The organism is Pseudarthrobacter lactosi, from assembly GCF_055412785.1.
This window is the reverse complement of the sequence record NZ_JBVAYS010000001.1, coordinates 1346198-1372025: the sequence shown is the minus strand read 5'-3', so window position 1 is coordinate 1372025 and position 25828 is coordinate 1346198. Positions and strand designations below refer to the sequence as shown.

Genomic DNA, 25828 nt, shown 5'->3' with positions numbered 1-25828 from the left:
GGCGTCCCTGCCCTGCAGGCTCGGATTGGTCCTCGCCCCTGCCAACCCCGTAGGCTTGATGTTTTTCCGTGCCGGTCCCGAAAGGTCATTTGTGTCGATAGCGAGATTCAACGCTGCTTCGGACCGTGCACCCCACACCGGAAACGGCGGACGCAAGCCCTCGTTCCGTCCCGAAGTCCAAGGCCTCCGCGCGCTCGCCGTACTGATGGTGGTGACCTACCATGTGTGGCTGGGCCGGGTGTCCGGCGGGGTGGATATCTTCCTCCTGATCTCGGCCTTCCTGCTGACGCTGTCCTTCGTCCGGAAGGTGGAAGCGGGTACCTCGCTCAATCTCCTCCGGCATTGGCTGCACCTGTTCAAAAGGCTGCTGCCGGCCGCCGTCGTGGTGATCCTCGGGGTCCTGGCAGGCACCTGGCTCATCCTCCCGCAAGGCCGTTGGCCCGTCATCCTTGACCAGGCCTGGGCGGCCCTGCTGTACCGGCAGAACTGGCTGCTCGCGGACACCGCCGTGGACTATTACGCTCAGGACCACGCCGCGGCGAGCCCCCTGCAGCACTTCTGGTCCCTGTCCATCCAAGGGCAGGTCTTTATTCTGTGGCCGCTCGTCTTTGCCGCTTCCGCTGTAGTGTGGCGGCTCCTCCGGCACCGGTACAACGCCAGCTATCGGGCCGTGGTGGCAGCCGCGTTCGCCGGGATCCTCGTTGTCTCGCTCGCGTTCTCGATTGACCAGACGGCCACGAACCAGGCGTACGCCTACTTCGACACCAGGACACGGCTGTGGGAATTCGCACTGGGCTCACTGCTGGCGCTCAGTCTGCCGCACCTGAAACCAGGGAAACTCCTGCGGGTTGTGCTCGGCTGGGCCGGCCTGGTGGCCATGGTCTCCTGTGGTCTGTTGCTGACCGTGGACCGGGCGTTCCCCGGATTCGTGGCACTGTGGCCCACGCTGGCCGCCGCGGCAATCATTGTCGCGGGGCAGAGCGGGAGCCGGTTTGGTGTGGACCGCCTCCTCAGCTGGAAGCCCCTCGTCTCGCTGGGCGACAACTCCTACGCGCTCTACCTCTGGCACTGGCCCGTTCTGGTGCTGGCGCTGGCCGCTACCGGCGTCGAGGCGCCCACCCTCATCCAAGGCGCGGCGATCATCGCCGCCTCGGTGGTCCTGGCCGTCCTCACTACCCGTTTTGTGGAGAAACCCCTCCGGGAGTGGCGCTGGCCGCAGGTGCGCACCTGGCGCACCGCCGTCGTCGTGGTTGCCTGCTGTGCCCTGCTGGCCGGACCGGTAGCGGTCTGGCAGACGAGCCTCACCGCGGAGGAAGCTGCCACTGCCGCCCAGCCCCGCGAGCTGACGCCGGGCGCGGCACTGCTGGCCCCGGGCAACGCAGGGGCCTCCGCTCCGCAGGGGAGGATCATTCCCGGGCCCACCGCGCTGGACAATGACTGGGCCGGAATCAATGCGCCCTGTGTCGGTCCCAACACCACCGCAGACCCTCTGCTGGAAGGGTGCCGGCAGGCGCTCCCCGAAGGCGAACCCACCAAACGGATCGTTGTCCTGGGCGACTCCCATGCCCAGCAGTATCTTGCCGCCCTGGCCCCCATCGCCGAAGCCCGCGGCTGGGAGCTGGTCACGCTGCTGATGCCGGCCTGCCGGTTCGGGGCCGAATCGGAGGCCCGGAACGCCGAGTGCAACGCCTACAACCAGGCCAGCGCAGCGTATGTGCTGGAACACCGGCCGGATGCCGTCTTCACCGTGGCCACTCAGACCCACGAGGAAGCCCCGTTCGAGACCGAGGTGCCTGCGTACCTCGAAGGCATCCAGCCCATCGCGGACGCCGGCATCGAGATCGTCGGGATCCGGGACAACCCGCGCTTCACCATCAACATGCCCGAGTGCGTCCAGCGCCACGGCGCGGACGCCCCGGCCTGCAACCCGCCGCTGAACGAGTCGCTGGTGGAGCCGTCGCCGCTGGAGGGTTACCGCGGGAAGGTCGACGGACTGCACCTGATGGACCTGAGCGACTTCATCTGCGCCGGCGGGATCTGCCCGGCCGTAGTGGGCAACGTGTACGTGTACAAGGACGACAACCATCTCAGCCGGACCTATGTGGAAAGCATGATTCCCATGTTTGAGGAGCGGATGCTGGCGGCGACCGGCTGGAACTGACTCCTCGGTGGGGATCGTGCCGTTGCTCACAATGGACTCCCGGAATAGGGGGATCGGCGTCGAGGTTCTAATATTTACTCAAAGCTTTCTGCGCGGTGACCGCGCCTGAGGCACCCGAAATAACTAAGGCCCTGCACGGACCAGTCCCGTAATGACGGGCTGGTCATTAGCTGCAACCCCTACCCGTGAACCCGTAACCAAGGTAAGAGGCGCACTCATGACCCAGCCCGAGCACAATCCCTTCGGCTTCATCGGCCTGACCTACGACGACGTCCTGCTCCTTCCGGGCCACACGGACGTTATCCCGTCCGAGGCTGACACCTCTTCGCGGATTTCCAAGCGGATCACCGTTCACACACCGCTGCTGTCCGCCGCCATGGACACTGTCACCGAATCCCGGATGGCGATTGCCATGGCACGCCAGGGCGGACTGGGTGTTATCCACCGCAACCTGTCCATTCAGGACCAGGCGGACCAGGTGGACCGCGTGAAGCGCAGCGAGTCCGGGATGATCACCAACCCGCTGACCATCGGCCCTGAGGCAACCCTGGCGGAACTCGATGAGATCTGTTCGCAGTACCGGGTTTCCGGCCTCCCCGTTGTGGACGAGGGCATGCGGCTCCTCGGAATTGTCACCAACCGCGACACCCGCTTTGTACCCGAGGCCGACTTCCCGTTGCGGCTGGTCAGCGACGTAATGACCAAGATGCCGCTGATCACGGGGCATGTTGGCATCAGCCGTGAGGAAGCCTCCCACAAGCTGGCCACCAACAAGATCGAAAAGCTTCCGCTCGTTGACGAGCAGGGCCGGCTCAAGGGCCTCATCACCACTAAGGACTTCACCAAAGCCGAGCAGTACCCGCTGGCCACCAAGGACGACGAAGGCCGGCTCCGCGTCGGTGCCGCCATCGGCTTCTTCGGTGACGGCTGGGAACGCGCCATGGCACTTGTCGACGCCGGCGTGGATGCACTGTTCGTTGACACGGCCAACGGCCACTCCCAGGGCGTGCTGGACATGATCCGCCGCCTGAAGTCAGATCCCGTCACAGCACACGTGGACATCATCGGCGGCCAGGCCGCCACCCGCGAAGGTGCCCAGGCCCTGATCGACGCCGGTGCCGACGGCATCAAGGTGGGCGTGGGCCCCGGCTCCATCTGCACCACCCGCGTGGTGGCCGGCGTGGGCGTCCCGCAGATCACCGCCATTTACGAGTCCGCCAAGGCGGCCATCCCTGCCGGCGTGCCGTTAATCGCCGACGGCGGCCTGCAGTACTCGGGCGACATCGGCAAGGCGCTGGTTGCTGGCGCCGACACCGTTATGCTGGGTTCGCTCCTGGCCGGTTGCGATGAGTCCCCGGGCGAGCTGATCTTTGTCAACGGCAAGCAGTTCAAGAGCTACCGCGGCATGGGCTCGCTGGGCGCCATGCAGTCCCGCGGCAAGAACACGTCCTACTCCAAGGACCGCTACTTCCAGGCGGACGTCTCCGGTGATGACAAGCTCATCCCCGAGGGCATCGAAGGCCGCGTCGCCTACCGCGGCCCGCTCGCCTCGGTGGCCTACCAGCTGGTGGGTGGCCTCCGCCAGACCATGTTTTACACCGGCGCGCCCACCATCCCGGAGCTCAAGGCCCGCGGCAAGTTCGTCCGCATCACCCCGGCCGGCCTCAAGGAATCGCACCCGCACGACATCCAGATGACCGTGGAGGCCCCGAACTACGGTTCGCGCTAGTCCCCACCGGCACCCTCACCTCGCAAGCTCGGCCAGGGAACCCTGCCGGCGTGGGCCCACCCGGCTGTGGGGAGTTGTCCCCACAGCCAGAGCCCGGCTCGCCATATATATTCGATGGAGTAATTACTTGATCGAATATGGGGGCGCAACGTGTCGGACGGGTTTTATGGCGCAGACGTCGCCCAGCTCAGGGATCTGGCGACGGCGATGCGGTCAGCAGGAACCAGGTTGCAGATTCAGCTCAGCAACTTCAATTCCGGCGTCGCGTCCACCCGGTGGCCAGGCCCGGATGCTGAGGACTTCCGGCAGGACTGGAAATCGGGCCACAGCCGTGTCCTCCGGGATGCCGTGGCCTTTCTCAACAGCGCGGCCGCGGAGCTGAGCAGGAACGCCAACGAGCAGGATGCGGCGAGTTCGGCTGACAGCTTCGGCTCCGCCTCGAGTCTGTCCGGTACTTCTGCCGGGGCTGCCCGGCCTGCGGACCTTAACGGTAAATCCGCAGCACAGATCCAGGCTTGGTGGTCCGGCCTGACGGCTGATCAGCAGCAGGCGTTCATCCGTGACTACCCGGCCGAAGCCGGCAACACGAATGGCATCCCGTTTGATGCGCGGGTGGAGGCGAACCGCGCAAACGCCCAGGATCGGATCGATTGGCTGAACAAAAATGATCCAGAGCCGGTATTCAACCCGCTGTTTATGGATGCGGGCTACCCGCAACGGTTCACCGCAGAACACGAAGCGTGGAAAGATCGACTGACCTACCTTCAGAAGGTTGTTGACGGGAAGGTCCGGCTCGCAGCGTTTGATCCCGCCGCGCAGTCCATTGTGGAACTCATCGGCACCTATGACGAGAATACGACGACTGTGATCACCTACGTTCCCGGTACCACCACCAATGAGGCATCGTTCTATGACGGTGGACCGCAACAGCTGCCAGCCCTCCTGGTTGCGGAGGACAAATCCGGCGGAACTGCGGCGTTCGTGTACAAAGGGTCGGAGTTTCCCGACGGGGACCCGGTAGAGGCATTCCTGGTTGAGGCCAAAAGCGATGAGTTCGTAGCCGGCTCGGCGCCGGTCCTGCAGGCCTTCCAGGACGCTGTGGATCTTGAGCGGCCGGCTGGCGCACTATCGGTGGGTATGGGCCACAGCTGGGGAGTCCGGAACCTCACCGGAGCGGAGATCGAAGGTGCCCACTTTGACAAGCTCCTCGCCCTGTCTGGTGCCGCGATGCCTCCTGGCTGGGTGCCCGATCCCGGCACTGAATATTCCAGCTTCACCTACCCCGACATCCTGCTGACCGCCGAAGCGAACGGGCTTGTGGGGGAGAACTACCCTATGAAGGAGCCGGCCTTTGAAAAGCACGTGTATGAGCCACCAGGAGGCAACGGATGGGCAGAGCTATACAGCATCGACAACCACAGCCTCATTGCGACCGCCGACGAGGAAAATGAGCAAGCTCTAAGGGACGTGCGCAAGGAGATTCACCAGTGATTAAGCAACGTAAGGCAGCCCGGGGAGCGTGGGTGCGCGCCGCCGCTGCCGTCAGCCTGGCCGTCAGCCTGGCATCGTGCGCAGTAGAGGAAGCGAATAAAGAGATGTCCAACATGACTCTGGAAGAGGCAAAAACGAAACTGCTGACCCTCCAGCATCAAATAATTGAAATGGTTCCGGAGGAACTGGTGGTAACCGTCTTCGAGAACGACTCCTCAGGCCTGCTGAACTGCCGAGGGGACAAGAAAAAATGGACCGGCACCGGGCAGGTGGAGCTTCAGCCTGGCCTGGACAGGGACAAGTTCCTTGATCAGGTGCGTGACAGGACAAAGGACATTGAAGGTTGGACAGTCAAGGACGACTCGGACAGCGATGGGGCCCGCACAGTGGACATCCTGCATGACGACGGAACTCATTTGATCGTTGGTATCTGGGACGGGCCAGAAAGTCTCCAGATAGACAGCTTTAGCGCCTGTTTCGATTTCCCCGAGTATGAGTATGGGGAAAAGTACTAGCCGCAAGAGTCTGTAGGCAGGCATGGAACTAGGCTGAAGCCATGTCCCAACCACGTCATCCGGCCGAACTGAACCCAAAAAAGGACCCTCAGCGGCGGTTGGCCGTGAGGCCCTACGCCCGGGCCGTGGCGCAGGTGCTGCGCGTCAGCTTCCGGGCCTCGCCAGCCGCCGTCGTGATGAAAGTCGTCGGGTCGCTCATCTCGGCGACGCTGCCGTTGGTGACCACGTACTTCGCAGCGCTCACCACCACGGCGCTGGCTGCCGCTTACTCCGGTGACTCCGCATCCGGCCAACAGGCCATTGTGTACGTCATCATCACGGCTGCCCTGGGGCTCTTCTGGGGCGGCTTCAGCAGCGTGGACCGCTATATCCAGCAGCTCATGAGCTTCAGGGTGGGCGCCATTGTGGGTGACCAGATGTACGAGCGCTTCCTGGCGCTGGAGTTCTGGCGGTACGACGACAAAGTAACCATCGACCTCTACGACCGGGCCAAGCGGTTCTCCGATTCCTATGCGCGCGTGCTGGACCGGATCGCGGCCATCTTCACCCAGTTGGTCTCTGTGATCCTGGCCGTGGGGGCCCTGCTGCTGGTCAGCTGGTGGATCGCCGTGATTGTCCTGGTGGCGATTGTGCCCAGCGTCTACCTCCAGTTCAAGCTCTCGCGCGAACAGATCGCCCACTGGAACACCCAGGTGGACTCCCGCCGGCAACGGCGGATGATCGAAACCAACCTGCTCCGCCCCCAGCACATCGCCGAAATGCGGCTCTACGGGATCGTGGGCTACCTGATGGACCTCCGCTCCCGGCTGCGGGATGCTGATGAGCGGCGCCGCCTGGACTTCCAGAAGCGCTACATCCCCAAGCAGCTCGCCGCCGACGCCCTGCAGTACGGCGCCGAGGTGATCTCCCTGATCTGGGTGGTGGGCCAGATCATCGCCCGCGCCCAGCCTGTTGGCCAGTTTCTCTATGTCCAGCAGATCGTCAGCCGCGCACTGTCCACAGCCAACAGCCTGGTCTCCTCGTTGAGTTCCATTGACGAGGACCTCGCCAACCTCAAGGACTACGAGCTGTTTATGGCAATGCCGATGCATGCGGACCATTCGCCGCCGCTGCTCCAGGCACCCAAAACCGTGGAACTGCGGGACATCCGCTTCACCTATACGGGCAGCGACACCGAGGTGATCCGCGGCATTAACATGACTATCCGCGAGGGCCAACATGTCGCCATCGTAGGTGAGAACGGGGCGGGAAAGTCCACCCTGATCCGAATCCTCGCGGGTCTCTATCGGCCGGACTCAGGGCAGGTAATGCTCGACGGCGTCGATCTCGCCGCCGTCGACGTAAAGTCCTGGCACCGCCACCTGGCGGTGCTGAGCCAGGAATTCCTGAAGTATGAGTTCGCCACTGCTGCCGACAACATCCGCTTTGGCGACGTCGAGTCGCCCCGGGATGATGACCGGATCCGCCGGGCGGCCAGCGACGCCGAAGCGTTGGAGTTCATCAACAAGCTGCCCAACGGCCTGGACAACTACGTCAGCAACTGGATGGAGGATCCGCGCGGCCGGAAGGGGAGCGGGCTCTCCGGCGGCCAGTGGCAGCGGCTCGCGATGGCCCGGAACTTCTACCGCAACGCCACCTTCATGGTGATGGACGAACCGACGTCCGCCATTGACGCGCTGGCCGAGCACCGGATCTTCACCCGGCTTTTCGCGGACCGCAGCAGCACCATCATTGCCATCAGCCACCGGCTCGCCACCATTGAGAAGGCCGACATTGTCTACATGCTCGAGGACGGGCAGATTGTGGAACAGGGCACCCACAAGGAACTGGTGGCGCTGCGGGGCCGCTACTTCAGGATGTTCGAATCCCAGCTGACGGTGGAGGAGGCCGAGGGCGTCTGACGACGGCAGGGCCTAGTGTCACCCACTCCACGCAGGAACCGCCGGCCGCGCTGCAAGGCGTGGCCGGCGGTCCAGGATTCGTGCGGCCCCGAGGGCTAGGTGGTCACCGCTGTGTCGTCGAGGTAGAAGTGCGTCGCCAGCGACGAGTCCTCAACACCCAGGAAGCGCAGGGTCACGCTCTTGCCCTTGTAGGCGGAGAGGTCGAGCTGCTTCTGCAGATAGCCGGCGGACTCGTTGAGGTTGGAGTAAGTGGCCAGCGTGGTGGTCACGCCGTTGCTGACCGCCTGAACCCTCAGGGTGTCGTAAGCCGCGCTGGATGTGGTTTCGTCCGACTGCACCTTCAGGTAGAAGGACAGCGACGCGGTGGCCACCGTGGACGGGACTGCAAACGCCTGGTCGAGCATGTAGGACGTTGCCTGGCCCCAGCCGTTGAGGCCGGCGAAGCCTGAACCGGTCCGGGCGTTCGTTCCGGTCTCGAACGTGTCGGCGTGGTCAGAGGTCCAGGAGGCTGCGCCCGATTCGAAGCCAGGGTTCAGCAGCAGGTTGCCGGACGGCGAGGGAGTGGCCCCGGCCAGTAGGCCCATGGTCTTGGTGGCGTCCGAGAGCCCTGTGCCGCAGCCTGTGGTGCAGCCGCCCGGCATTGCCCGGGTTCCCTGCTTGAGCGTGGACTCCACCTGGGCCGGGGTAAGCGTGGACGATTTGGACTTCATGAGTGCGGCCAGCCCGGCCACGTGCGGAGCTGCCATGGACGTTCCCTGGTAGCTGGCGTAGCCGGCGGAGCCCGGTGTGGAGGTACCGGTGTTGATAGTGGAGAGGATTCCGCCGCCTGCTACACGGACGTCGCCGCCGGGTGCGGTCAGGTCAACCGTGGAGCCGTAGTTGGAGTAGTAGGAGAGGCTGCCGCTCGGGTTGCTGGCGGCCACGCTCACAACGCTGTTGCAGTTGGCCGGGCGGAATCCGGAAGCATCCTGGTTGCTGTTGCCGGCCGCCACCACCACGGTGGCTCCCCGCGAAACTGCGGAGTTGATGGCTGCCTGGTACGTGCTGCCGCAGGCACCGGACCCGCCCAGGCTCATGTTGATGACCGTGGCGGGATTGGCGTTGGCCGGGATGCCCAGGACGGTGCCGCCGGCTGACCAGATAATCGCATCGGCAATGTCGGACAGTGACCCGCCGCATTTGGCCAGGACGCGTACCGGCACCACTTTGGCGTTTGGTGCGACGCCCGCCACCCCGGTGGCATTGCCGGTCACGGCTGTTACGGTGCCGGCGACGTGCGTGCCGTGCCAAGAGCTGTTGCCGGCTGTCGACTGGCCGCACTCGCCGGCGGCGTACCAGTCGCCCTGGTCCTGCGCATTCGCGTCCCGTCCGTTGCCGTCACGCGCTGCGGTGGCGTCGGAGACGAAGTCGTAGCCCGGCAGCACATTCGCGTCGAGGTCCGGATGGGCCGTGATTCCGGTGTCGATCACGGCCACCGTCACGCCTGTGCCGGTGGCAACGTCCCAAGCCCCTGGGACCCGCATGCCGTTGGTGCCAGTGAAATCCCACTGCTCGCCATAGCGTGGGTCGTTGGGCGTGAGAGCCACCGTCATGCGGGCGTCAGGTTCCACGTAGTCGACCGATCCGGACGCCGCAATCTCGGCCATGAAGTCTTCGGCAGCCTGCCCGGAAAGGGCCCTGTCCGCCTCGATCAGCGTTCCGCCGGTGGCCAGGGTGCGGAGTTCCTGCACCTTCACGCCCTGTGACTTGGCTGCTTTGCCCCAGGCATTGGCGCGGCCGTTCGGGGTGGCGTTCGCCGTGGTCTCCTTGTAGTCGACGATGAACTTCGTGTAGGCCTCTCCGGCGGCCACGTCGTGCACCGCAGTGCCTTGGACAGCGGCCGGCCCGGCTGCAGTGCCGTCACCGTCTTCGGGGGTGGCGAAGACCGGCGAACTGGCGAAGGTCAGGGTGCCGACTGCTGCGGCGAGCGACAGGGCCAGGATGCGGTGGCGCCTGATTGATGAACGTCCCATAGGGGCTTCTTTCTCGGAACGGGCACAGGTGTGGCCCGTATGAAGGGGAGTGATGGGTGGTCACGTGGTGGATCAGGTGGTAACCGAGAGTAAACATAAAGGTATTTTCAAAACTTGTAAATGGTTGACAAAACATGTCAATAAAGTGTGGACTATCAGTTTTAGGATGAACCCAAGAGGAGGCGTCCCACCGCATCCCGCGTGGTCAAGTAAAGTGGTCACGTGACTTACGAGATCGAGATCGGCCGTGGCAAGCGTGGGCGTCGTGCCTACTCCCTGGATGACATTGCGATTATCCCCAACCGTCGTACCCGCGACCCCAAGGACGTTTCCGTTTCCTGGCAAATCGATGCCTACAAGTTCGACATGCCCGTCATTGCCGCCCCGATGGATTCGGCCATGTCCCCGGAGACGGCTATCGCCTTGGGCCGCCTGGGCGGGCTCGGTGTGCTCGACCTTGAGGGCCTCTGGACCCGCTACGAGGACCCGCAGCCCATCCTCGACGAAATCGGCGCACTCGAAGATGAGGTCAACAGCCCCGCGGTGACCGGCCGGATGCAGGAGCTGTACCGCGCCCCCATCCAGCCTGAACTGATCACCTCCCGCCTCGCCGAGATCCGCGCCGCCGGCGTGACGGTGGCGGGCTCGCTGACCCCGCAGCGCACCCAGGAACACTACAAAACCGTAGTGGCTGCCGGCGTCGACATCTTTGTCATCCGGGGGACCACGGTGTCAGCCGAGCACGTCTCGAAGGACCACGAACCCTTGAACCTCAAGCAGTTCATCTACGAACTGGATGTCCCCGTGGTTGTGGGCGGCGCAGCCGGCTACACGCCCGCCCTGCACCTGATGCGCACCGGCGCCGCCGGCGTCCTGGTCGGCTTCGGCGGCGGTGCCACCGCCACCACACGGCGCGCCCTGGGAATCCACTCGCCCATGGCCTCCGCCATCTCCGACGTCGCGGCCGCCCGCCGTGACTACATGGATGAATCCGGTGGACGGTACGTCCATGTCATTGCCGACGGCGGCATGGGCACCTCGGGTGACATCGTCAAGGCGATTGCCATGGGCGCCGACGCCGTGATGCTGGGCAGCGCCCTCGCCCGCGCCGAAGAAGCCCCCGGCAAGGGTTGGCACTGGGGCCAGGAGGCCCACCATCTGGAGCTTCCCCGCGGTGACCGCGCCAACGTCGGCACTGTCGGACCGCTCGAAGAGGTGCTCTTCGGCCCCGGCCACCACACCAACGGCACGTCCAACCTGATCGGCGCGCTCCGCCGTTCGATGGCGACCACCGGCTACTCGGACCTGAAGGAATTCCAGCGCGTCGACGTCGTCGTTTCTCCATACTCCGGTAACTGACAACCTCAACCTGAAATCGGCCGATTACCGCTGACGTCATCCGGAGCGCCTCCCTCGGTGGACCTGCCCTGCCCAACCGTGCGGCAAAGAAGTAGTGTGGATTAACTACTGGCAGCAGCGGCAAAGGAGGCGTTCAGTGAACACTGTTCCAAACGAAGGCGGGGTCCTTGGTCCCGCGGCCAGGGAAGCATCGATCGCCAGGTTCAGGGCCACCTCGGAACCCGGCAACGAACTGGACATCCTGATTGTCGGAGGCGGCATCGTGGGCACCGGGGCGGCGCTGGATGCCGTGACCCGTGGCCTCAGTGTGGGGATCGTGGAGGCCAGCGACTGGGCGGCCGGCACGTCGTCGCGTTCGTCCAAGCTCATCCACGGTGGCTTGCGCTACCTGGAGATGCTGGATTTCGGGCTGGTTAAGGAAGCGCTGCACGAGCGTGGCCTGATCCTCTCGGTCCTGGCCCCGCACCTGGCCCGGCCCGTGCCGTTCCTGTATCCCCTGACCAAACCGTTCCTGGAGCGGCCCTACGTGGGCGCCGGGATTGCCCTCTATGACGCAATGTCCATTACCGGCGGGCACAGCCGCGGCGTGCCGTTCCACAAACACCTCAGTAGGCGGGGCACGCTCAGGGCCGCCCCCAGCCTGAAAAAAGACGCTTTTGTGGGCTCCATCCGCTACTACGACGGGCAGGTGGACGACGCCAAGTACGTGGCCAACCTCGTCCGGACGGCAGTGCACTACGGCGCCCATGCGGTGAACCAGATGGCGGTGGTGAATTTCCTGCGTGAGGGTGAACGCGTGGTGGGGGCCAAAGTTGTCAACCATGAAGACGGTTCGCACTTCAACATCAGAGCCAAGCAGGTCATCAACGCCACCGGCGTGTGGACCGATGAAACCCAGGCCATGGTCACTGACCGCGGTCAGTTGAAGGTCCGGGCGTCCAAGGGCATCCACCTCGTAGTGCCCCGCGACCGGTTCCAGTCCACGGTGGGGCTGATCCTCCGCACGGAAAAGTCCGTGCTCTTCGTCATTCCGTGGGGCCGGCACTGGATCATCGGCACCACGGACACCGAATGGAACCTCGACAAGGCTCACCCTGCCGCCTCAAGCAAGGACATCGACTACATCCTCGAACACGTCAACCGGGTCCTGAAACGCCCCCTGACCAGGGAGGACGTTGAAGGTGTCTACGCGGGACTGCGCCCCCTCCTGGCAGGGGAGAACGATTCCACGGCGAAACTCTCCCGCGAACACATCGTGGCCCACCCGGTACCGGGCCTGGTGGTGGTGGCCGGCGGCAAATGGACCACCTACCGGGTTATGGCCAAGGACGCCGTGGACGAGGCCACCCGCACCATGGATGAGCGCGTCCCGGCGAGCTGCACTGAAACCATCCCACTGCTCGGGGCCAGCGGATTCAAGGCCGCCTGGAACCGCAGGAGCAGGACGGCTGAAGAGTCCGGTGTGCACGTGGCCCGGGTGGAGCACCTGCTGAACCGTTACGGGTCCATGACTCCGGAGGTGCTGGACATCATCGCCCGGAATCCCGAATTGGCGGAGCCGTTGCCCGGCGCTGACGACTACCTGCAGGCCGAAGCCGTCTACGCCGCAACCCACGAGGGCGCCCGGCATGTCCATGACGTCCTGACCCGGCGGACGCGCATCTCCATCGAGGCCTGGGACCGTGGCGTGTCGGCGGTTCCGGTTGTCGCTAAACTGATGGGCGAAGTCCTTGGCTGGAGCGATGTACAACGCGAAAGCGAAATAAAGCATTACGTAGCACGCGTTGAAGCTGAACGGCTGAGCCAGCAGCAGCCGGACGACGAATCCGCCGACGCCGCACGGCTGGGTGTGGAGGACATCGTCCCTTTGCGCTGAGGCGGCACCGCACACCAGCATTTCTCCTGACTGAAGGGACACGCCTTGGCGGAACCACTTGACCGGTACGATGCCGATCTCACCACCTCCGATCTGGTGATTCTGGAGTTGGAGGCAACGGGCAAGTCGGACGCCGCGGCGCAACTCGCAGAACGCCTCTTCGCCGCCGGGCGGGTCACCGACCTGCCGCGGTTCCTGGAGCACGTCAACGCCCGCGAACACCAGCTCGCTACCGGCCTGCCGGGCGGGATCGGTCTCCCGCACGCCCGCAGTGAATTCGTCTCGCGGACGTCCATCGCCGTGGGCATCACCAAGTACGGCCACTCCCTGGACTTCGGTGCCGCCGACGGTCCGGCCACCGTCATCCTGCTGATCGCCACCCCGGCAAGCTCGTTTTCCGATCACCTCGAAGTCCTGGCCACGCTGGCGCGCTCCCTGTCCAAGGAATCCTTCCGGGAGTCCCTGCGCCGGGCCTACGATGCCGAAGTCATCGCCGAGCTCATCAACTCCAGCCTGGTGTTCTTCGACCACTGAGATTGGGGCAGGCCCTTTCGTGTCGACTCCGTCGCCACGTAGGGACCCGGCTGCCCCACTCTAGGGCAGGCCCTTTCGTGTCGACTCCGTCGCCACGTAGGGACCCGGCTGCCCCACTCTAGGGCAGGCCCTTTCGTGGGGCAGAACTCAGCGCGTTTAGTTGTTCTACGGCGGAACGAAGTACGGTTAACACGTGTGGAAAACAGCCCTTAAGCCCCGATGGATCGCAGGCCTGGTCTTCGCGATCGCCGTCTCCGGGGTGTTTGTCCTGCTCAGCCAGTGGCAGTTTGGGCGCTCCACGCAGCCCGAAGCGGCGGTGAATCCCGCCACCGAGGACGTCAGGGTGCTGACGGAGACGCTTGAGCCCGGGGTCTTCTTCCCCGGTTCAGTTTCAGACCAGATGGTCTCCGCCGACGGAACCTACGATCCTGCCAAACAGGTCCTGGTGCCGGGCCGCCTGAAGAATGGCGAGAACGGCTACTGGGTGGTTTCCGCCTTCGCCGTGACCGGAGCGCCCGCGGTCACCGGCGTGGCTGCTTCCCCCGAGACGTGGATTCCAGTAGCCCGCGGCTGGGTGGCAGATCCCGACGACGCCGGCGCACCGCCGTCGGGCATTGTGAACCTGACCGGACGGCTACTGCCGTCAGAATCGCCGCTGCCGTCCACCGCACCGGACGCCGGACGCGCCTCCGCCGTGTCGGTGGCAGAACTGATCAACTCCTGGGACATCAGCATGTACCCGGGATTCGTGGCCGCGACTTCGGAACTGGCGGCCGGGTCCGACCTGTCCGCGGCCGCCGTTGACGGCGCCCTGAAACCCTTGGAGATTGGTCCCCAGCCGCCCGCCCAGCAGGTCAACTGGCTCAATCTCTTTTACTCACTCGAATGGGTAGTGTTCGCCGGCTTCGCCCTGTTTATCTGGTGGCGCCTGGTCAAGGACGACTACCGGCGGGACCTTGAAGAGGAGCTCGACGACGATCCTCACCATGATGCTCCGCCCACCGAAGCAACTTCTGAACAGCCCCAACAAAAGGTAACGCCATGATAGAACCGAAACCGGCCGTCCAGCAGGGTCCTGCGCAGGGTAAGGGCAAGAAGCGCCGCTTCGGCGGTACCGAGCGTCAGATCCGTTCCGCCCTGAAGTTCTACAAAGTGCTGGCGTACCTCACCGGCGCCATGCTGCTGCTGCTCTGCGCCGAACTTATTGCACGTTACGCCTTCGGCCAGTACCTGTTTGCCGGTGGCACCAACGCCGTCACGGGCCAGCCGTTCGGCCTGGGTTTCGCCGATGCCGAGCCCAAGGGCGTGGAGGGCGGCGCTAACATCTCCGTCGCGGTGCTGATCGTTCACGGCTGGATGTATGTGGTGTACCTGATTTCCAACTTCCGCCTGTGGTCGCTGATGCGGTGGCCCTTTATGAAGCTGATCCTCCTGGCACTGGGCGGCGTGGTGCCTTTCCTGTCCTTTATCGTGGAGAAGAAGTTCCACGCCGAGGTGGAAGCCGAACTGGCCGCGAACCCGCAGGCCGCACAGCGGTACTGAGGCGGCGTTATCGGGAGCGCCGCCGGGACGGGGAGAGTCTGCTCCGTCACAGGGGGGCACGCCAAGGTGCGGCAGGGTGACGACGCAAAGTAGGCTAGTGCGGTGACTACTCCCACTGCATCCCAGACTTCCCAGAAGCCGGTGCTGGTTGTTGACTACGGTGCCCAGTACGCGCAGCTGATTGCCCGCCGCGTCCGGGAAGCGAATGTGTATTCGGAAGTGGTTCCGCATACCTTCACCACCGAGCAGCTCCTGGCCAAGGACCCCGCCGCCATCATCCTTTCCGGTGGCCCCTCCAGCGTTTACGCGGACGGGGCACCCGCCGTTGGGGCCGACCTCTTTGAGGCCGGAATTCCGGTCTTCGGCATCTGCTACGGCTTCCAGGCCATGGCCAACGCCCTGGGCGGGAAGGTCGACAAGACCGGCCTGCGCGAGTACGGCTCCACCGAAACCACCATCCTCGGCGAGGGCCGCTCGGTCCTCGAAGGGATGCCGCAGCACCAGAACACCTGGATGAGCCACGGCGACTCCGTACACGAGGCCCCGGAAGGCTTCGAAGTGCTGGCGACGACGGCCGGCGCTGAAGTGGCTGCCTTCGCCAACGAAGAGAAGGCCCTCTACGGCGTGCAGTGGCACCCCGAAGTCAAGCACTCGGCCTATGGCCAGCAGGTGCTGGAAAACTTCCTGTTCAAGGGCGCAAAGCTGGAACCCAACTGGACCACGGGGAACATCCTCGAGGAGCAGGTGGACCGGATCCGCAAGCAGATCGGCGACGCCCGGGTTATCTGCGGTCTCTCCGGCGGCGTGGACTCCGCCGTTGCGGCGGCGCTCGTCCAGCGGGCCGTCGGCGACCAGCTGACCTGTGTGTTCGTTGACCACGGCCTGCTGCGTGAAGGCGAAGCCGAGCAGGTGGAACGCGACTTCGTTGCTGCCACCGGCGTCAAGCTGTATGTAGCCAACGAGCAGGAGCGCTTCCTGTCGGCCCTGGCCGGTGTGAGCGATCCGGAAACCAAGCGCAAGATCATCGGCCGCGAGTTCATCCGCGCGTTCGAAGAAGCCGAGCTGGCCATCATCGCCGAGGCCGCGGCCCACGGCGAGAAGATCAAGTTCCTGGTCCAGGGCACGCTGTACCCGGACGTCGTCGAATCCGGCGGCGGCGAAGGTGCCGCGAACATCAAGAGCCACCACAACGTCGGCGGCCTTCCCGAGGACCTGCAGTTCGAACTCGTGGAACCGCTCCGGGCCCTGTTCAAGGACGAGGTCCGCGCCGTGGGCGCCCAGCTGGGCCTGCCGCAGGAAATCGTCGGACGCCAGCCGTTCCCCGGCCCCGGCCTGGGAATCCGCATTGTCGGCGACATCACCCAGGAGCGCCTGGACCTGCTCCGCAAAGCGGACGCCATCGCGCGTGCGGAGCTGACCGCAGCCGGGCTGGACAACGAGGTATGGCAGATGCCTGTGGTCCTCCTGGCTGACGTCCGCAGTGTGGGCGTCATGGGTGACGGCCGCACCTACGGCCACCCGATTGTGCTCCGTCCCGTTTCATCCGAGGACGCCATGACGGCGGACTGGTCCCGCCTGCCGTATGATCTCCTGGCCCGGATTTCGAACCGGATCACCAATGAGGTGGAAGGCGTCAACCGGGTGGTGCTGGACGTGACCAGCAAGCCGCCGGGAACCATCGAGTGGGAATAGCAGTGTGAGTGGCCGGTCTCCGTCAGTGGAGGCCGGCCATTGCTATCATCCGTTGAAATCCGCCGCAATTTGGCCTGTTCCAGTGTTGCGGTCTCTCATCCCGGCTTCTTTGCGGCTACGCTCGAAAGTATGCCGGTATGGTCCAGGGCGTCACGTGCAAACGCAGAAAAGAAGGCAGTAGTGTCAGTTGGTCAAGGCCACCCGGAGGGTTCTGAGGAGCTCGGAAAATGGCTGTCCGGGCTTAAACCCGTCACCGGGGCAGACACCATGCTGCGTTTCACCAAGACCCCCGAAGGTTCCATTGACCTGACCCATGCGCACCCGTCCGGTCTGGCCCAGCTAATGGCAGGCCGCCGCACACGGCTGTCCACACTCATCCGCGACCACCAGCAGTACGTCGTCGCGGCGCGGGCATCACGGAACATCCGCTCCAAAATCTTCGAACTCGGAAATGACCGTGGCATTGATGCCGGTTACCTATCCGCAGGTACCGTTGTATGGACCTCCGCCGTCGGCGGCAAACCTCAACGCGTTTCCGCGCCGGTGATGCTCACCGCGATTTCGCTCACGGTGCGCCCAGGTGAGGACGACTACGAACTGCAGCTCACCGAGCAGGCCAACATCAACCCGGCCCTGGTCCGGCACCTGAAGACCATCCACGGCATCGTTTTTGACGTCAACGCTGTGACACGCCTTGCTTACAGCACCGCACGCTTCGATCCCCAGCCTGTCCTGGACAAACTCGCAACCCTCATCCGGCCCATCCACGGCGCCGAAGCCCAGCACAATCTGCTGGTGTCCACTTTTGCGGACCTCTCCGGCAACCTGGACGATCCGTGGATCAATGAGGGCAACCCACTGGTCGCCGCCCTCGCCAAGGCCGCCGGTGGTGAGGTCGTTGACGCGCCTGCGCCGGACCCCTCCCGCTTCCCGAGTGTGGACACGCGCCACCCGGACGACGAACTCCTCCTCCTCGACGCCGATCCGGAACAGCAGTACGTCATTGACGCCGCGCGCGCGGGAGACTCCCTGGTGGTCAGCAGCCCGCCGGGCACGGGACAGACCCAGACGGCCATCAACACCATCGGTGCCCTCGTGGATGCAGGCAAGTCAGTCCTGGTGGTGGGTGACCGCCGGGCCAGCCTGAACGAAGTGTCGGCACAGCTGGAATCGCTTGGACTTGAATCCATCCTGTTCCAGCTCTCCGGCACAGCCACACCACAGCAGCTCAAGGCCCAGCTGGTGCGGGCCATCGTGCGGAATGAAAAATCACTCGAACCGCAGCTGGGAAACCTCCACCGGACCCTCACCGAGCACCGGCACGCGCTGATGGACCACGTGGCGTCCCTGCATAACGTGCGCCAGCGCTGGGGCTGCTCGCCGTATCAGGCCATGCAGTCACTGGCCGAGCTGACGTCAATCCACCCGGCTCCCGCCACCACCGTGCGGCTCAAGCGCAGTGTGCTGGACAGCATCCGCGACCGCAACGAGCTCGCCGGCAGGCTCCGCCGCGCCGCCGAGCTTGGCAGCTTCAGCCGTGCATCCACCGCAAGCCTGTGGCACGGTGCCCGGCTGCTCACCCGCAAGGAGACCGAGGAGGCCCAGGAGCTCGCCCGGACCGTGGCGAGGAACCTGCCTGTCCTGCGCGACCGGATGAACAGCGTGGCCGAACACGCCGAAATCCGGCTGGGCACGTCCTTCTCGGAGTGGGGGGAGCAGCTCGAACTCCTCATGGCTGTCCGCGAAAGCCTCGACAAGTTCACGCCGGACATCTTCGACAGGCCGGTCAACGATCTCATCTCCGCCACGGCGTCCTCCGCCTGGCGCCGGGAGCGGAACGTCGACATGGCTGGCATGCAGCGTTCCCGCCTGCGCCGGGTCGCGAAAGAGTACGTCCGGCCGGGCGTCCATATCACCGATCTCCACAGCTCGCTGGTGCTGGTGCAGGAGCAGCGTGCCCTCTGGTCCGGGTACGCCACCTCGCAGCGCCATCCGGCGGTTCCCTCGGGCCTTGCCGAAATGAATGTGATGTACCGGTCGCTGGACCGGGAGCTGACCCAGTTGGGGGAGGCCCTCCGGCACACCCAGGCCGGTGGCTCGCTGGCAACTGCCCGCTATGAGGAACTCATGGAGCGGCTGGAGCGGCTCGTGGCCGACACGCACACGCTCAAAACGCTTCCCGAGCGCACGCTGCTCGTGGAAAACATGCGCGAGCACGGCCTGGGGGAGCTCCTCGCCGATCTTGCGGACCGTGAGGTTCCCGCAGGGTCCGTCGCAGCCGAGCTTGAACTGGCATGGTGGCAGTCCGCGCTGGAAGCGATGATCAGCGGCGACGACTACCTGGCCATGTCTGACGGGGACGCGCTCCGGCAGCTTGAAGCTGAATACCGGCTTGCGGATAACGCCCATATTGCCAGCGGCGCGGCGCGCCTGCGCTGGGACCTGTCCGAACGGTGGCGGGCCGCGCTTGCGGAACACCCGCGCCAGGCGCAGCTGCTCAGGAGCCTGCTAAAGGACGGCAGGGTTACCCTCGCGGCGCTGACGGCCCAGGCCGCGGAGCTGGTCCCCATGCTGGTGCCCGTCTGGTCGGTCAGCCCGTACCTCATGACCGGGCTCCTGCCGGCCGAACAGCACTTCGACGCCGTGGTCATCCTGGACGCCGAAGCGACGTCGCTGCAGGCTGTCCTGCCCGCCATCGCCCGGGCCGGGCAGGTCATTGCCTTCGGTGATAACAAGATTGCCAGCCCCCGGACTTTCACTGTGGGTGTCGAGCGGCTGGCCGCCGGTGAAGCTGCTCACCAACGCGTCGAAAGTGCGTATTCGGCGCTGTCTGCCGTACTGCCTGTCTGGCGGTTGAATTTTGTGTACCGCGCGGTTGATGAGGACCTGGTCCTGCAGCTAAGCAAGAACTGCTACGACGGCGGCCTCCGCAGGCTTCCGGAGGGGCAATCGGCCACCGGGCTGGACAGGGCGCTCCTGGTTGAGTACCTGCCCGACGGCACGGGGCTGCCCAGCGCCGACCACGAAGGCGTCGAATCCGTGGTGGCCGAGGTTAACCGCGTGGTCCAGCTGGTCTTTGAGCACGCCCGGACGCGGCCGCGCACATCGCTGGCAGTGGTCACCGCCAGCCTGCGCCATGCTGCCCGGATCGGTGAGTCCATTCGGCTTCAGCTCCCGAACCACCCGGGACTGGCCAGCTTCTTCAGCGCAGGATCCGAGTCGTTCCGGGTGGTTGACCTTGAACGTGCGCAGGGCCTGGTCCGTGACCACGTCATCTTCTCACCCGGTTTCGGCCGCACCCCGCATGGCCGGGCGCTGCACAACTTCGGACCTCTGTCGGCCGAGGGCGGGCGGGAAAAATTCGCTTTGGCCATGACCCGTGCCCGCCGTTCGCTCCACGTCCTGACGTGTTTCCAGCCCGAGGACCTTGACCACACGCGGCTGTCCTACGGTGCGGTGGACTTCTACGAGCTCCTGAACCGGGAGATTGCCGGGAAGACCGATCTCGGCACCCCGGCCTCGCGTGCGGCTGCCAGCGAGCAGGCGCTTGGGGCCGATCCGCTGGTGGCCGATCTGGGCGACCGGCTGCGGGCCCGCGGCGCCCGCGTCTGGCACCAGTACGACGGCGTCATTGACGTGGTGGCCGCAGCAGACCCGCTCAGCACCATGGGTCAGGACGATGCCGAGATTCCGCGGCCGGTGGCCATCGAATCGGATGGCACGGAGCAATACCGCACCATGAGTGTCCGTGAACGGAGCAGGCTCCGCCCCCAGCTGCTGGAACGGATGGGCTGGCGGTACATGCCGCTATGGACCATCGAAGTCTTCACTGACCCGTCCGCCTGCGCGGACCGGATCGCGGGTTACCTGGGCCTTGAGAATGTTCTGCCGCCCGGACGAGGCACAGCCTCGGGCGGATTCTTTGATGAAGACATGGACCCGCTCGTGTTGGAAAATATAGGAAACGACAGGAACGAAGACCAGGCCGGACGCCTGGCCAGTGAGGAGGCTGTTGTGACGCCACGGGATGCCGATCAGGCCGATACGCGCGGTACCAACCCGTCAGAAGACGCAGGAAGCGGGACGGCCGCTGCGCCGGACCGCCAGTTGCCAGAGGCGGCAGGAACCCTGCCCAACAAGGCTGCGGAGGATGATCCGAAGCGCTGGGGCGATGGCCCCGACAACGATCACGACGCCTGGCTGAGGGAAAACAAGCCGCCGCACTGGGGCTGACCTCCAGGCTGCAACGCCTCACCCGGCCCCGCCGTCCGGCCCCACCAGAACGAAAAACAGCTTGCCCTGGGTGGACGCCCCGGCCAGCCGGGCAGCCTGCTCCGGGGCTGCCGCCACGACGATCAGCCCGTCGGTTTCGCCGGTGCCCAACCACTGACCCGTCTTGCCGCCCTGTCCTGACGTCCACAGGACAGGAACGGAGGAAGCAAGGACTTCTGAGGGGGACTGCTGATCGTAGCCGTTCGCCCCGGTCCGGACCACGTTGACCAGTTGCCCGGGCGATACCAGCTGGATGGAGGAAGGGTCGGCCATCCTCAAGGGCACGGCTGCGGAGCCCGGAGGCGTCCCGGTTAGGAGGCCGGGTCCCAGCAGCAGGGAGTCCGTCACCAGCTGGCCCTTCCGCAAAGGGGCTGCCAGCTGTTTTCCCGTGGCTTCACCGGTGCGGGATATAGCCCCGGCGGTCAGCATCCCCGGTGGGATCTTAGTTGCCGTCAGGTCCGTGGCCGACAAGGCCGTGCCCGCGGGGAGGTCTCGGGCCGCAGCCAGCACAGAGACGGTATCGGCGGGCGGGGGAGTGAGCTGATGGACCGTGATCCCGGCAGCAAGGCAAAACAGGAGGGCTATCGCAAGGCGCCGGTTCCGGCCCAGCCAGGACCATAGCCTGTGGCCACGGACGCCCCGGGTGCGTGCTGACGGGAGCGGACGGCGGACTTGGCGTCCCGGCGGGGCGGATCCGCGGCTGGAACGAAAGAGGGTAGCGGGCATGCGAACCACGCTACGTACCGGCAACCGAGTCCGACAGAAGCGAAGGTGCCTATGTGGACAACCGAGCCGCCGGCGTCGTACGTCTTGTCAGGCCGGAGGTCAGTTGGCGGCAGCGGCCGTGGCGGGCGCGGGTGCGGCAGCGGGGGCGGCAGGGGCAGCCGAAACGGTGCTTCCCTTGGCATCCCGGGAGTCAGTCCGGTAGAAACCGGAGCCCTTGAAGACCACACCCACGCTGTTGAACTTCTTGCGCAACTCGCCCTCGCACTCCGGGCATGACGTCAGGGTGCTGTCCGTAAACGACTGGAAAACGTCGAAGGCGTGGCCGCAATCCTTGCAGGCGTAAGCATAAGTGGGCACTGGTGATCCTCCTCGGGGGCAAACGAGAGGTCCTGTGTGTTGCGCTGAACGCAAACCGTCCATTAGCAGTCGCAGGGCCTGAGTGCCAATTCTATCACCCCCGGAAAGTAGCCCCCCGTCAGGCGGGGTCCGGTAGCCGGATCAAACCTGACGGCGTCAGGGCAGCCGGAACCCTCCGGTCAAAGACTTCAGCGGGAATGCTTCCGGCCGGGAGCACTTCTGAATCGAAGACGACGGCCGCAAACGGGATGTCAAGGCCGTCTCCGGCCAGTGAGCCCAGCAGGACGTCGTAGTAGCCGCCGCCCTGGCCGATGCGGTTGCCATCCCTGTCCACGGCCGTGGCAGGGATGAAGAGCGCGGCAACGGACGCCATGATGCCCAGGCCCAGGCGAGGTCCGGCCGGTTCCAGCACCGGTGCATACCGGCTGCGGACAAACTCGATACCGGGGCTCCAGTGCGTCCAACTGAGCTGGCGGCCGGGCTCACAGACCGGGAGCAGGACCGCGTGGCCGCGCCGGTGGAGTTCGCTGATCAGGGCCAGGGTAGGCGGCTCGGGTGCTACGCCCAGGTAGGCGCAAAAGGTCGACGGCGTCCCATCGGTCAGCTGTTCGGCCCACGCGGCGCCGTGGGCGGCCAGTGCGGCACCGACCGCGTCACGCTGGGTGGGATCCGTCGCAGCACGGCACGCACGGTGGCGTGCGCGGATCTCCGCCTTGGCTACGCTGCTGCCTTCGGACATGCTGCTCCTTCGTGCCGATTAATGTGGCTGGCGCAGCGTCTGCGGCGCGCCGGCCGACGAGCAACCAATAATTACTGAATGATCGGCCCCTCCGTTAGATTAGTCCAGTGACTACCACTCAGCAGACAGTACGCAAGGCCGTTATTCCCGCTGCCGGACTCGGTACCAGGTTCCTGCCGGCCACAAAAGCCATGCCCAAGGAAATGCTCCCGGTGGTGGATAAGCCAGCCATCCAGTACGTGGTTGAAGAGGCCGTCAATGTTGGCCTGAACGACATCTTGATGATCACCGGACGCAACAAGCGTGCCCTGGAAGACCACTTCGACAGGGTTCCTTCGTTGGAGGACACCTTGGAAGCCAAGGGCGACCTCGCCAAACTTGAGTCCATCCAGGCAGCCAGCAACCTCGGAGACATCCACTACGTTCGCCAGGGTGACCCTAACGGCCTTGGCCACGCGGTACTCCGTGCGAAGCAGCACGTCGGCAACGAACCGTTTGCTGTCCTGCTGGGCGATGACCTGATCGATGCCCGGGACGAACTTCTGAGCACCATGATCGAAGTCCAGTCCAAGACCGGCGGATCCGTGGTGGCCCTCATTGAGGTGGAACCCTCCCAGATCAGTGCCTACGGTTGTGCCGATGTGCAAGAGATCGACGGCGAGGCCTACGTCAGGATCAACAAGCTCGTCGAAAAGCCCAGCGTGGAGGAGGCACCCTCCAACCTGGCCGTCATTGGCCGCTACGTCCTCCACCCGGCAGTTTTTGACGTGCTCGAGCGCACCGGCCCCGGCAGGGGCGGGGAAATCCAACTGACGGACGCCCTGCAGGAACTGGCAGCCGGCGAAGGCGAAGGCTACGGAGTTTACGGAGTAGTCTTCCGCGGCCGCCGCTACGACACCGGTGACAAGCTCAGCTACCTCAAGGCGTGCGTCCAGCTCGCCATTGACAGCGACGACCTCGGCCCCGGCCTGCGGGAGTGGCTGCCGGGCTTCGCGGCCGGCCTCACTAAATAGCTGCCGTGCGCCCCGGACCCATCTGGCCCGTAACCCTCGAATGCGGTGATCTGGTCCTGCGCCCCATCCGGCACCGGGACAAGAAGGAATGGACCCAGGTCCGGGGGCGCAACAGCGAGTGGCTGGCGCCTTGGGAGGCATCCAACCCGGCGCCTGGCGGTGCGTTGCCTGACTACCGGCAGATGGTGCGGTCCCTGAAAATCCAGGCCGCACAGGGAACGGCCCTGCCGTTCCTGATCACTGAGCGCACACCCAGGTTGGCCGCCCCGGTCATCGTTGGCCAGTTGACTGTTTCCTCGATTGTGTGGGGTTCGGCCATGATGGCCACGCTCGGGTACTGGGTCGACCAGGCGCGCGCCGGCCATGGCATCGCGCCCACAGCCGTGGCCCTGGCCACGGACCACTGCTTCCAGGCCCTCGGCCTGCACCGGATGGAGATCAACATCCGGCCCGAGAATGGCCCCAGCCTCCGCGTGGTTGAGAAACTGGGATTCCGCGACGAAGGCTACCGTCCACGCTTCCTGCACATCAACGGGGAATGGGCAGACCACCGGACCTTCGCGCTGACCGCTGAAGAGGTCCCGGAAGGGTTGCTCGCGCGGTGGCTCGCGTCCCGGTCCTGAGCCCCGCCTTGACCCTCCGTGGGTACCTCCAAGGTCATAAATCCAATCAATTGCCACCTTGCCCGCGACACACCGTGGCTAATGCGGGGGCGGCTGCCGTAATACTCATACGGTTTTGATTGTGGACTTCCCCCTAAGCAGCTCAGTGATCCTTGTGGTTGCCGTTGTGCTCTGGATCGTATGGGTTGCGCCCTATGTTCTGCGGAACCGCCGGCACCAGGCCCAGGCCGCGGGTGACTTCCCGGTGGAACTACCAGCCATTGAATCATCGGAACCGAGAGCCGGGACGGTACTGAACATCACCGCCCAGCAGGAGACAGCCATGGAGATCAGGAAGAGCCCCGAGCCCGCAACGGAAACGTCCGGCGGTGCGACGACGGGCGGCACGTTCCGGATCCGCTATGGCCGGACAGCGATTGCCCTCGTCGGTGTCCTGGCGCTGCTGACCGCTTTTGTTTCTGGTGTTCTTTTGCCGTTCGGAATCGGAAACGCGCTGCTGCCGGTTGCCGGCCTGGCCGCCACCGTCGCAGCTGTGGCCCTGCTCCGCTCCCTGGCCGTTCGCGACCGCAAAGCGAAGGTGGACGCCGCGTTTCGCTCAGCGATGAGTGCCCCCGTGCGGCGTCAGGGATCTGTCGCCACGGATGCCGCGGCCCGTCCCGCCGCCCGGCCGGAAAACCGGCTCTTTGACGCCGAGGCCCACCAGCCCAAGCCGAAGCCTAAGCCGCTGACAGCGATGGAACTCCGGGAAGCAGCACTGGCTGTTGCCGTTGCCGCCGGAGATGCCAGTGCCGCCATGTCGCTGAAGCCGGCTGACACCACCTGGGAACCGGTGGACGTGCCGAAGCCGGTGTACGTTGAGGCCGCGAAGGCCGAGCGCCCGGCTCCCCAGCCGCTAGATCTTCCCGAGGCGCCCAAAGCCGTCGGTAAGCCGTCCCTGAAACAGGGCGTACCCGCAGCCACACCCACCGCGCCTGCCGCGAAGCCCCTCACCAAGGCGCAGAGCGCCCTGAGCAACCTCGACGACGTCCTGCAGCGCCGCCGCGCCTGATACGTCACTAAGGTAGCCAGGGCAGCCCACGCCGGTTGCCAGTCCAGGTGCGGTGTGTCAATTCGCAATGCGCGACGAAAATTTGTAGCCTAAGGTCACCGGTACCGCCGTTCCTTCCAAAGGACGGGGGACTGTTCCGGGGCTATAGCTCAGTTGGTAGAGCGCTTCGTTCGCATCGAAGAGGTCAGGAGTTCGAATCTCCTTAGCTCCACACATCATCTGTCTGGCCAGGACCGTG

At 65.1% G+C, this 25828-nt stretch carries 19 protein-coding genes and 1 tRNA gene; 16 read left to right on the top strand and 4 right to left on the bottom strand.

All coding sequences use genetic code 11. From position 1 onward, the window contains the following. Positions 1–58: 58 nt before the first annotated feature. From ACZY0Q_RS06290 to ACZY0Q_RS06270, 5 genes are all read left to right on the top strand, one after another. The gene (locus tag ACZY0Q_RS06290; protein ID WP_463916267.1) at positions 59–2161 is read left to right on the top strand and encodes an acyltransferase family protein; all 2103 of its coding nucleotides are present in this window, start codon (positions 59–61) and stop codon (positions 2159–2161) included. Between the two features lie 217 nt (positions 2162–2378). Next, positions 2379–3890 (top strand): IMP dehydrogenase, encoded by a 1512-nt coding sequence (gene guaB, locus ACZY0Q_RS06285; protein WP_111906560.1) that lies wholly within the window; start codon positions 2379–2381, stop codon positions 3888–3890. A 150-nt stretch (positions 3891–4040) separates the two neighbouring features. Next, a complete protein-coding gene (locus ACZY0Q_RS06280) occupies positions 4041–5381 on the top strand; it encodes a hypothetical protein (RefSeq protein WP_463915309.1) in 1341 nt (446 codons plus the stop codon). After that, entirely contained in the window at positions 5378–5896 is a 519-nt protein-coding gene (locus tag ACZY0Q_RS06275) for a hypothetical protein (RefSeq protein WP_463915308.1), read from the top strand. Before ACZY0Q_RS06280 ends, ACZY0Q_RS06275 begins: the two co-directional genes overlap by 4 nt. A gap of 41 nt (positions 5897–5937) precedes the next feature. After that, complete coding sequence (locus ACZY0Q_RS06270; protein ID WP_463915307.1) at positions 5938–7797, top strand: ABC transporter ATP-binding protein; 1860 nt, start codon at positions 5938–5940, stop codon at positions 7795–7797. A 95-nt stretch (positions 7798–7892) separates the two neighbouring features. On the opposite strand, the gene ACZY0Q_RS06265 is transcribed toward ACZY0Q_RS06270, so the two are convergent. Next, entirely contained in the window at positions 7893–9809 is a 1917-nt protein-coding gene (locus tag ACZY0Q_RS06265; RefSeq protein WP_463915306.1) for a S8 family peptidase, read from the bottom strand. Between the two features lie 222 nt (positions 9810–10031). Between ACZY0Q_RS06265 and ACZY0Q_RS06260 the strand changes: the two genes are divergently transcribed. The 7 genes from ACZY0Q_RS06260 to ACZY0Q_RS06230 all read left to right on the top strand — a co-directional run bounded on the left by ACZY0Q_RS06260 (position 10032) and on the right by ACZY0Q_RS06230 (position 21045). Next, positions 10032–11168, top strand: coding sequence for a GuaB3 family IMP dehydrogenase-related protein (locus tag ACZY0Q_RS06260; RefSeq protein WP_463915305.1), 1137 nt, complete (start codon positions 10032–10034; stop codon positions 11166–11168). Between the two features lie 136 nt (positions 11169–11304). Then, positions 11305–13044, top strand: a complete 1740-nt coding sequence (locus ACZY0Q_RS06255; RefSeq protein ID WP_463915304.1) for a glycerol-3-phosphate dehydrogenase/oxidase — start codon at positions 11305–11307, stop codon at positions 13042–13044. Between the two features lie 45 nt (positions 13045–13089). Then, positions 13090–13578, top strand: a complete 489-nt coding sequence (locus tag ACZY0Q_RS06250; RefSeq protein WP_193342065.1) for a PTS sugar transporter subunit IIA — start codon at positions 13090–13092, stop codon at positions 13576–13578. 193 nt (positions 13579–13771) lie between these two features. Continuing rightward, complete coding sequence (locus ACZY0Q_RS06245) at positions 13772–14623, top strand: SURF1 family protein (protein ID WP_463915303.1); 852 nt, start codon at positions 13772–13774, stop codon at positions 14621–14623. After that, on the top strand, positions 14620–15120 hold the full coding sequence (locus ACZY0Q_RS06240) for a DUF3817 domain-containing protein (RefSeq protein WP_463915302.1): 501 nt from the start codon (positions 14620–14622) through the stop codon (positions 15118–15120). The genes ACZY0Q_RS06245 and ACZY0Q_RS06240 overlap by 4 nt, the downstream gene beginning before the upstream one ends. Before the next feature lie 102 nt (positions 15121–15222). Next, positions 15223–16812, top strand: coding sequence for a glutamine-hydrolyzing GMP synthase (guaA, locus tag ACZY0Q_RS06235; RefSeq protein WP_185261161.1), 1590 nt, complete (start codon positions 15223–15225; stop codon positions 16810–16812). Between the two features lie 129 nt (positions 16813–16941). Next, entirely contained in the window at positions 16942–21045 is a 4104-nt protein-coding gene (locus tag ACZY0Q_RS06230; protein ID WP_463915301.1) for an AAA family ATPase, read from the top strand. Between the two features lie 18 nt (positions 21046–21063). On the opposite strand, the gene cpaB is transcribed toward ACZY0Q_RS06230, so the two are convergent. From cpaB to ACZY0Q_RS06215, 3 genes are all read right to left on the bottom strand, one after another. After that, positions 21064–21810, bottom strand: coding sequence for a Flp pilus assembly protein CpaB (cpaB, locus tag ACZY0Q_RS06225; RefSeq protein ID WP_463915300.1), 747 nt, complete (start codon positions 21808–21810; stop codon positions 21064–21066). A 99-nt stretch (positions 21811–21909) separates the two neighbouring features. Continuing rightward, complete coding sequence (locus ACZY0Q_RS06220) at positions 21910–22167, bottom strand: FmdB family zinc ribbon protein (RefSeq protein WP_463915299.1); 258 nt, start codon at positions 22165–22167, stop codon at positions 21910–21912. 118 nt (positions 22168–22285) lie between these two features. After that, positions 22286–22906, bottom strand: coding sequence for a 5-formyltetrahydrofolate cyclo-ligase (locus ACZY0Q_RS06215; protein WP_463915298.1), 621 nt, complete (start codon positions 22904–22906; stop codon positions 22286–22288). 107 nt (positions 22907–23013) lie between these two features. Here ACZY0Q_RS06215 and galU point away from each other — a divergent pair, with 107 nt between their 5' ends. From galU to ACZY0Q_RS06195, 4 genes are all read left to right on the top strand, one after another. Then, the gene (gene galU / locus ACZY0Q_RS06210; protein ID WP_463915297.1) at positions 23014–23919 is read left to right on the top strand and encodes a UTP--glucose-1-phosphate uridylyltransferase GalU; all 906 of its coding nucleotides are present in this window, start codon (positions 23014–23016) and stop codon (positions 23917–23919) included. Positions 23920–23924: 5 nt separating this feature from the next. After that, on the top strand, positions 23925–24542 hold the full coding sequence (locus ACZY0Q_RS06205) for a GNAT family N-acetyltransferase (RefSeq protein WP_463915296.1): 618 nt from the start codon (positions 23925–23927) through the stop codon (positions 24540–24542). A gap of 145 nt (positions 24543–24687) precedes the next feature. Beyond that, positions 24688–25590 (top strand): hypothetical protein, encoded by a 903-nt coding sequence (locus ACZY0Q_RS06200; RefSeq protein ID WP_463916265.1) that lies wholly within the window; start codon positions 24688–24690, stop codon positions 25588–25590. 138 nt (positions 25591–25728) lie between these two features. Beyond that, positions 25729–25801, top strand: a tRNA-Ala gene (locus ACZY0Q_RS06195). The last annotated feature ends 27 nt before the right edge of the window (positions 25802–25828 follow it).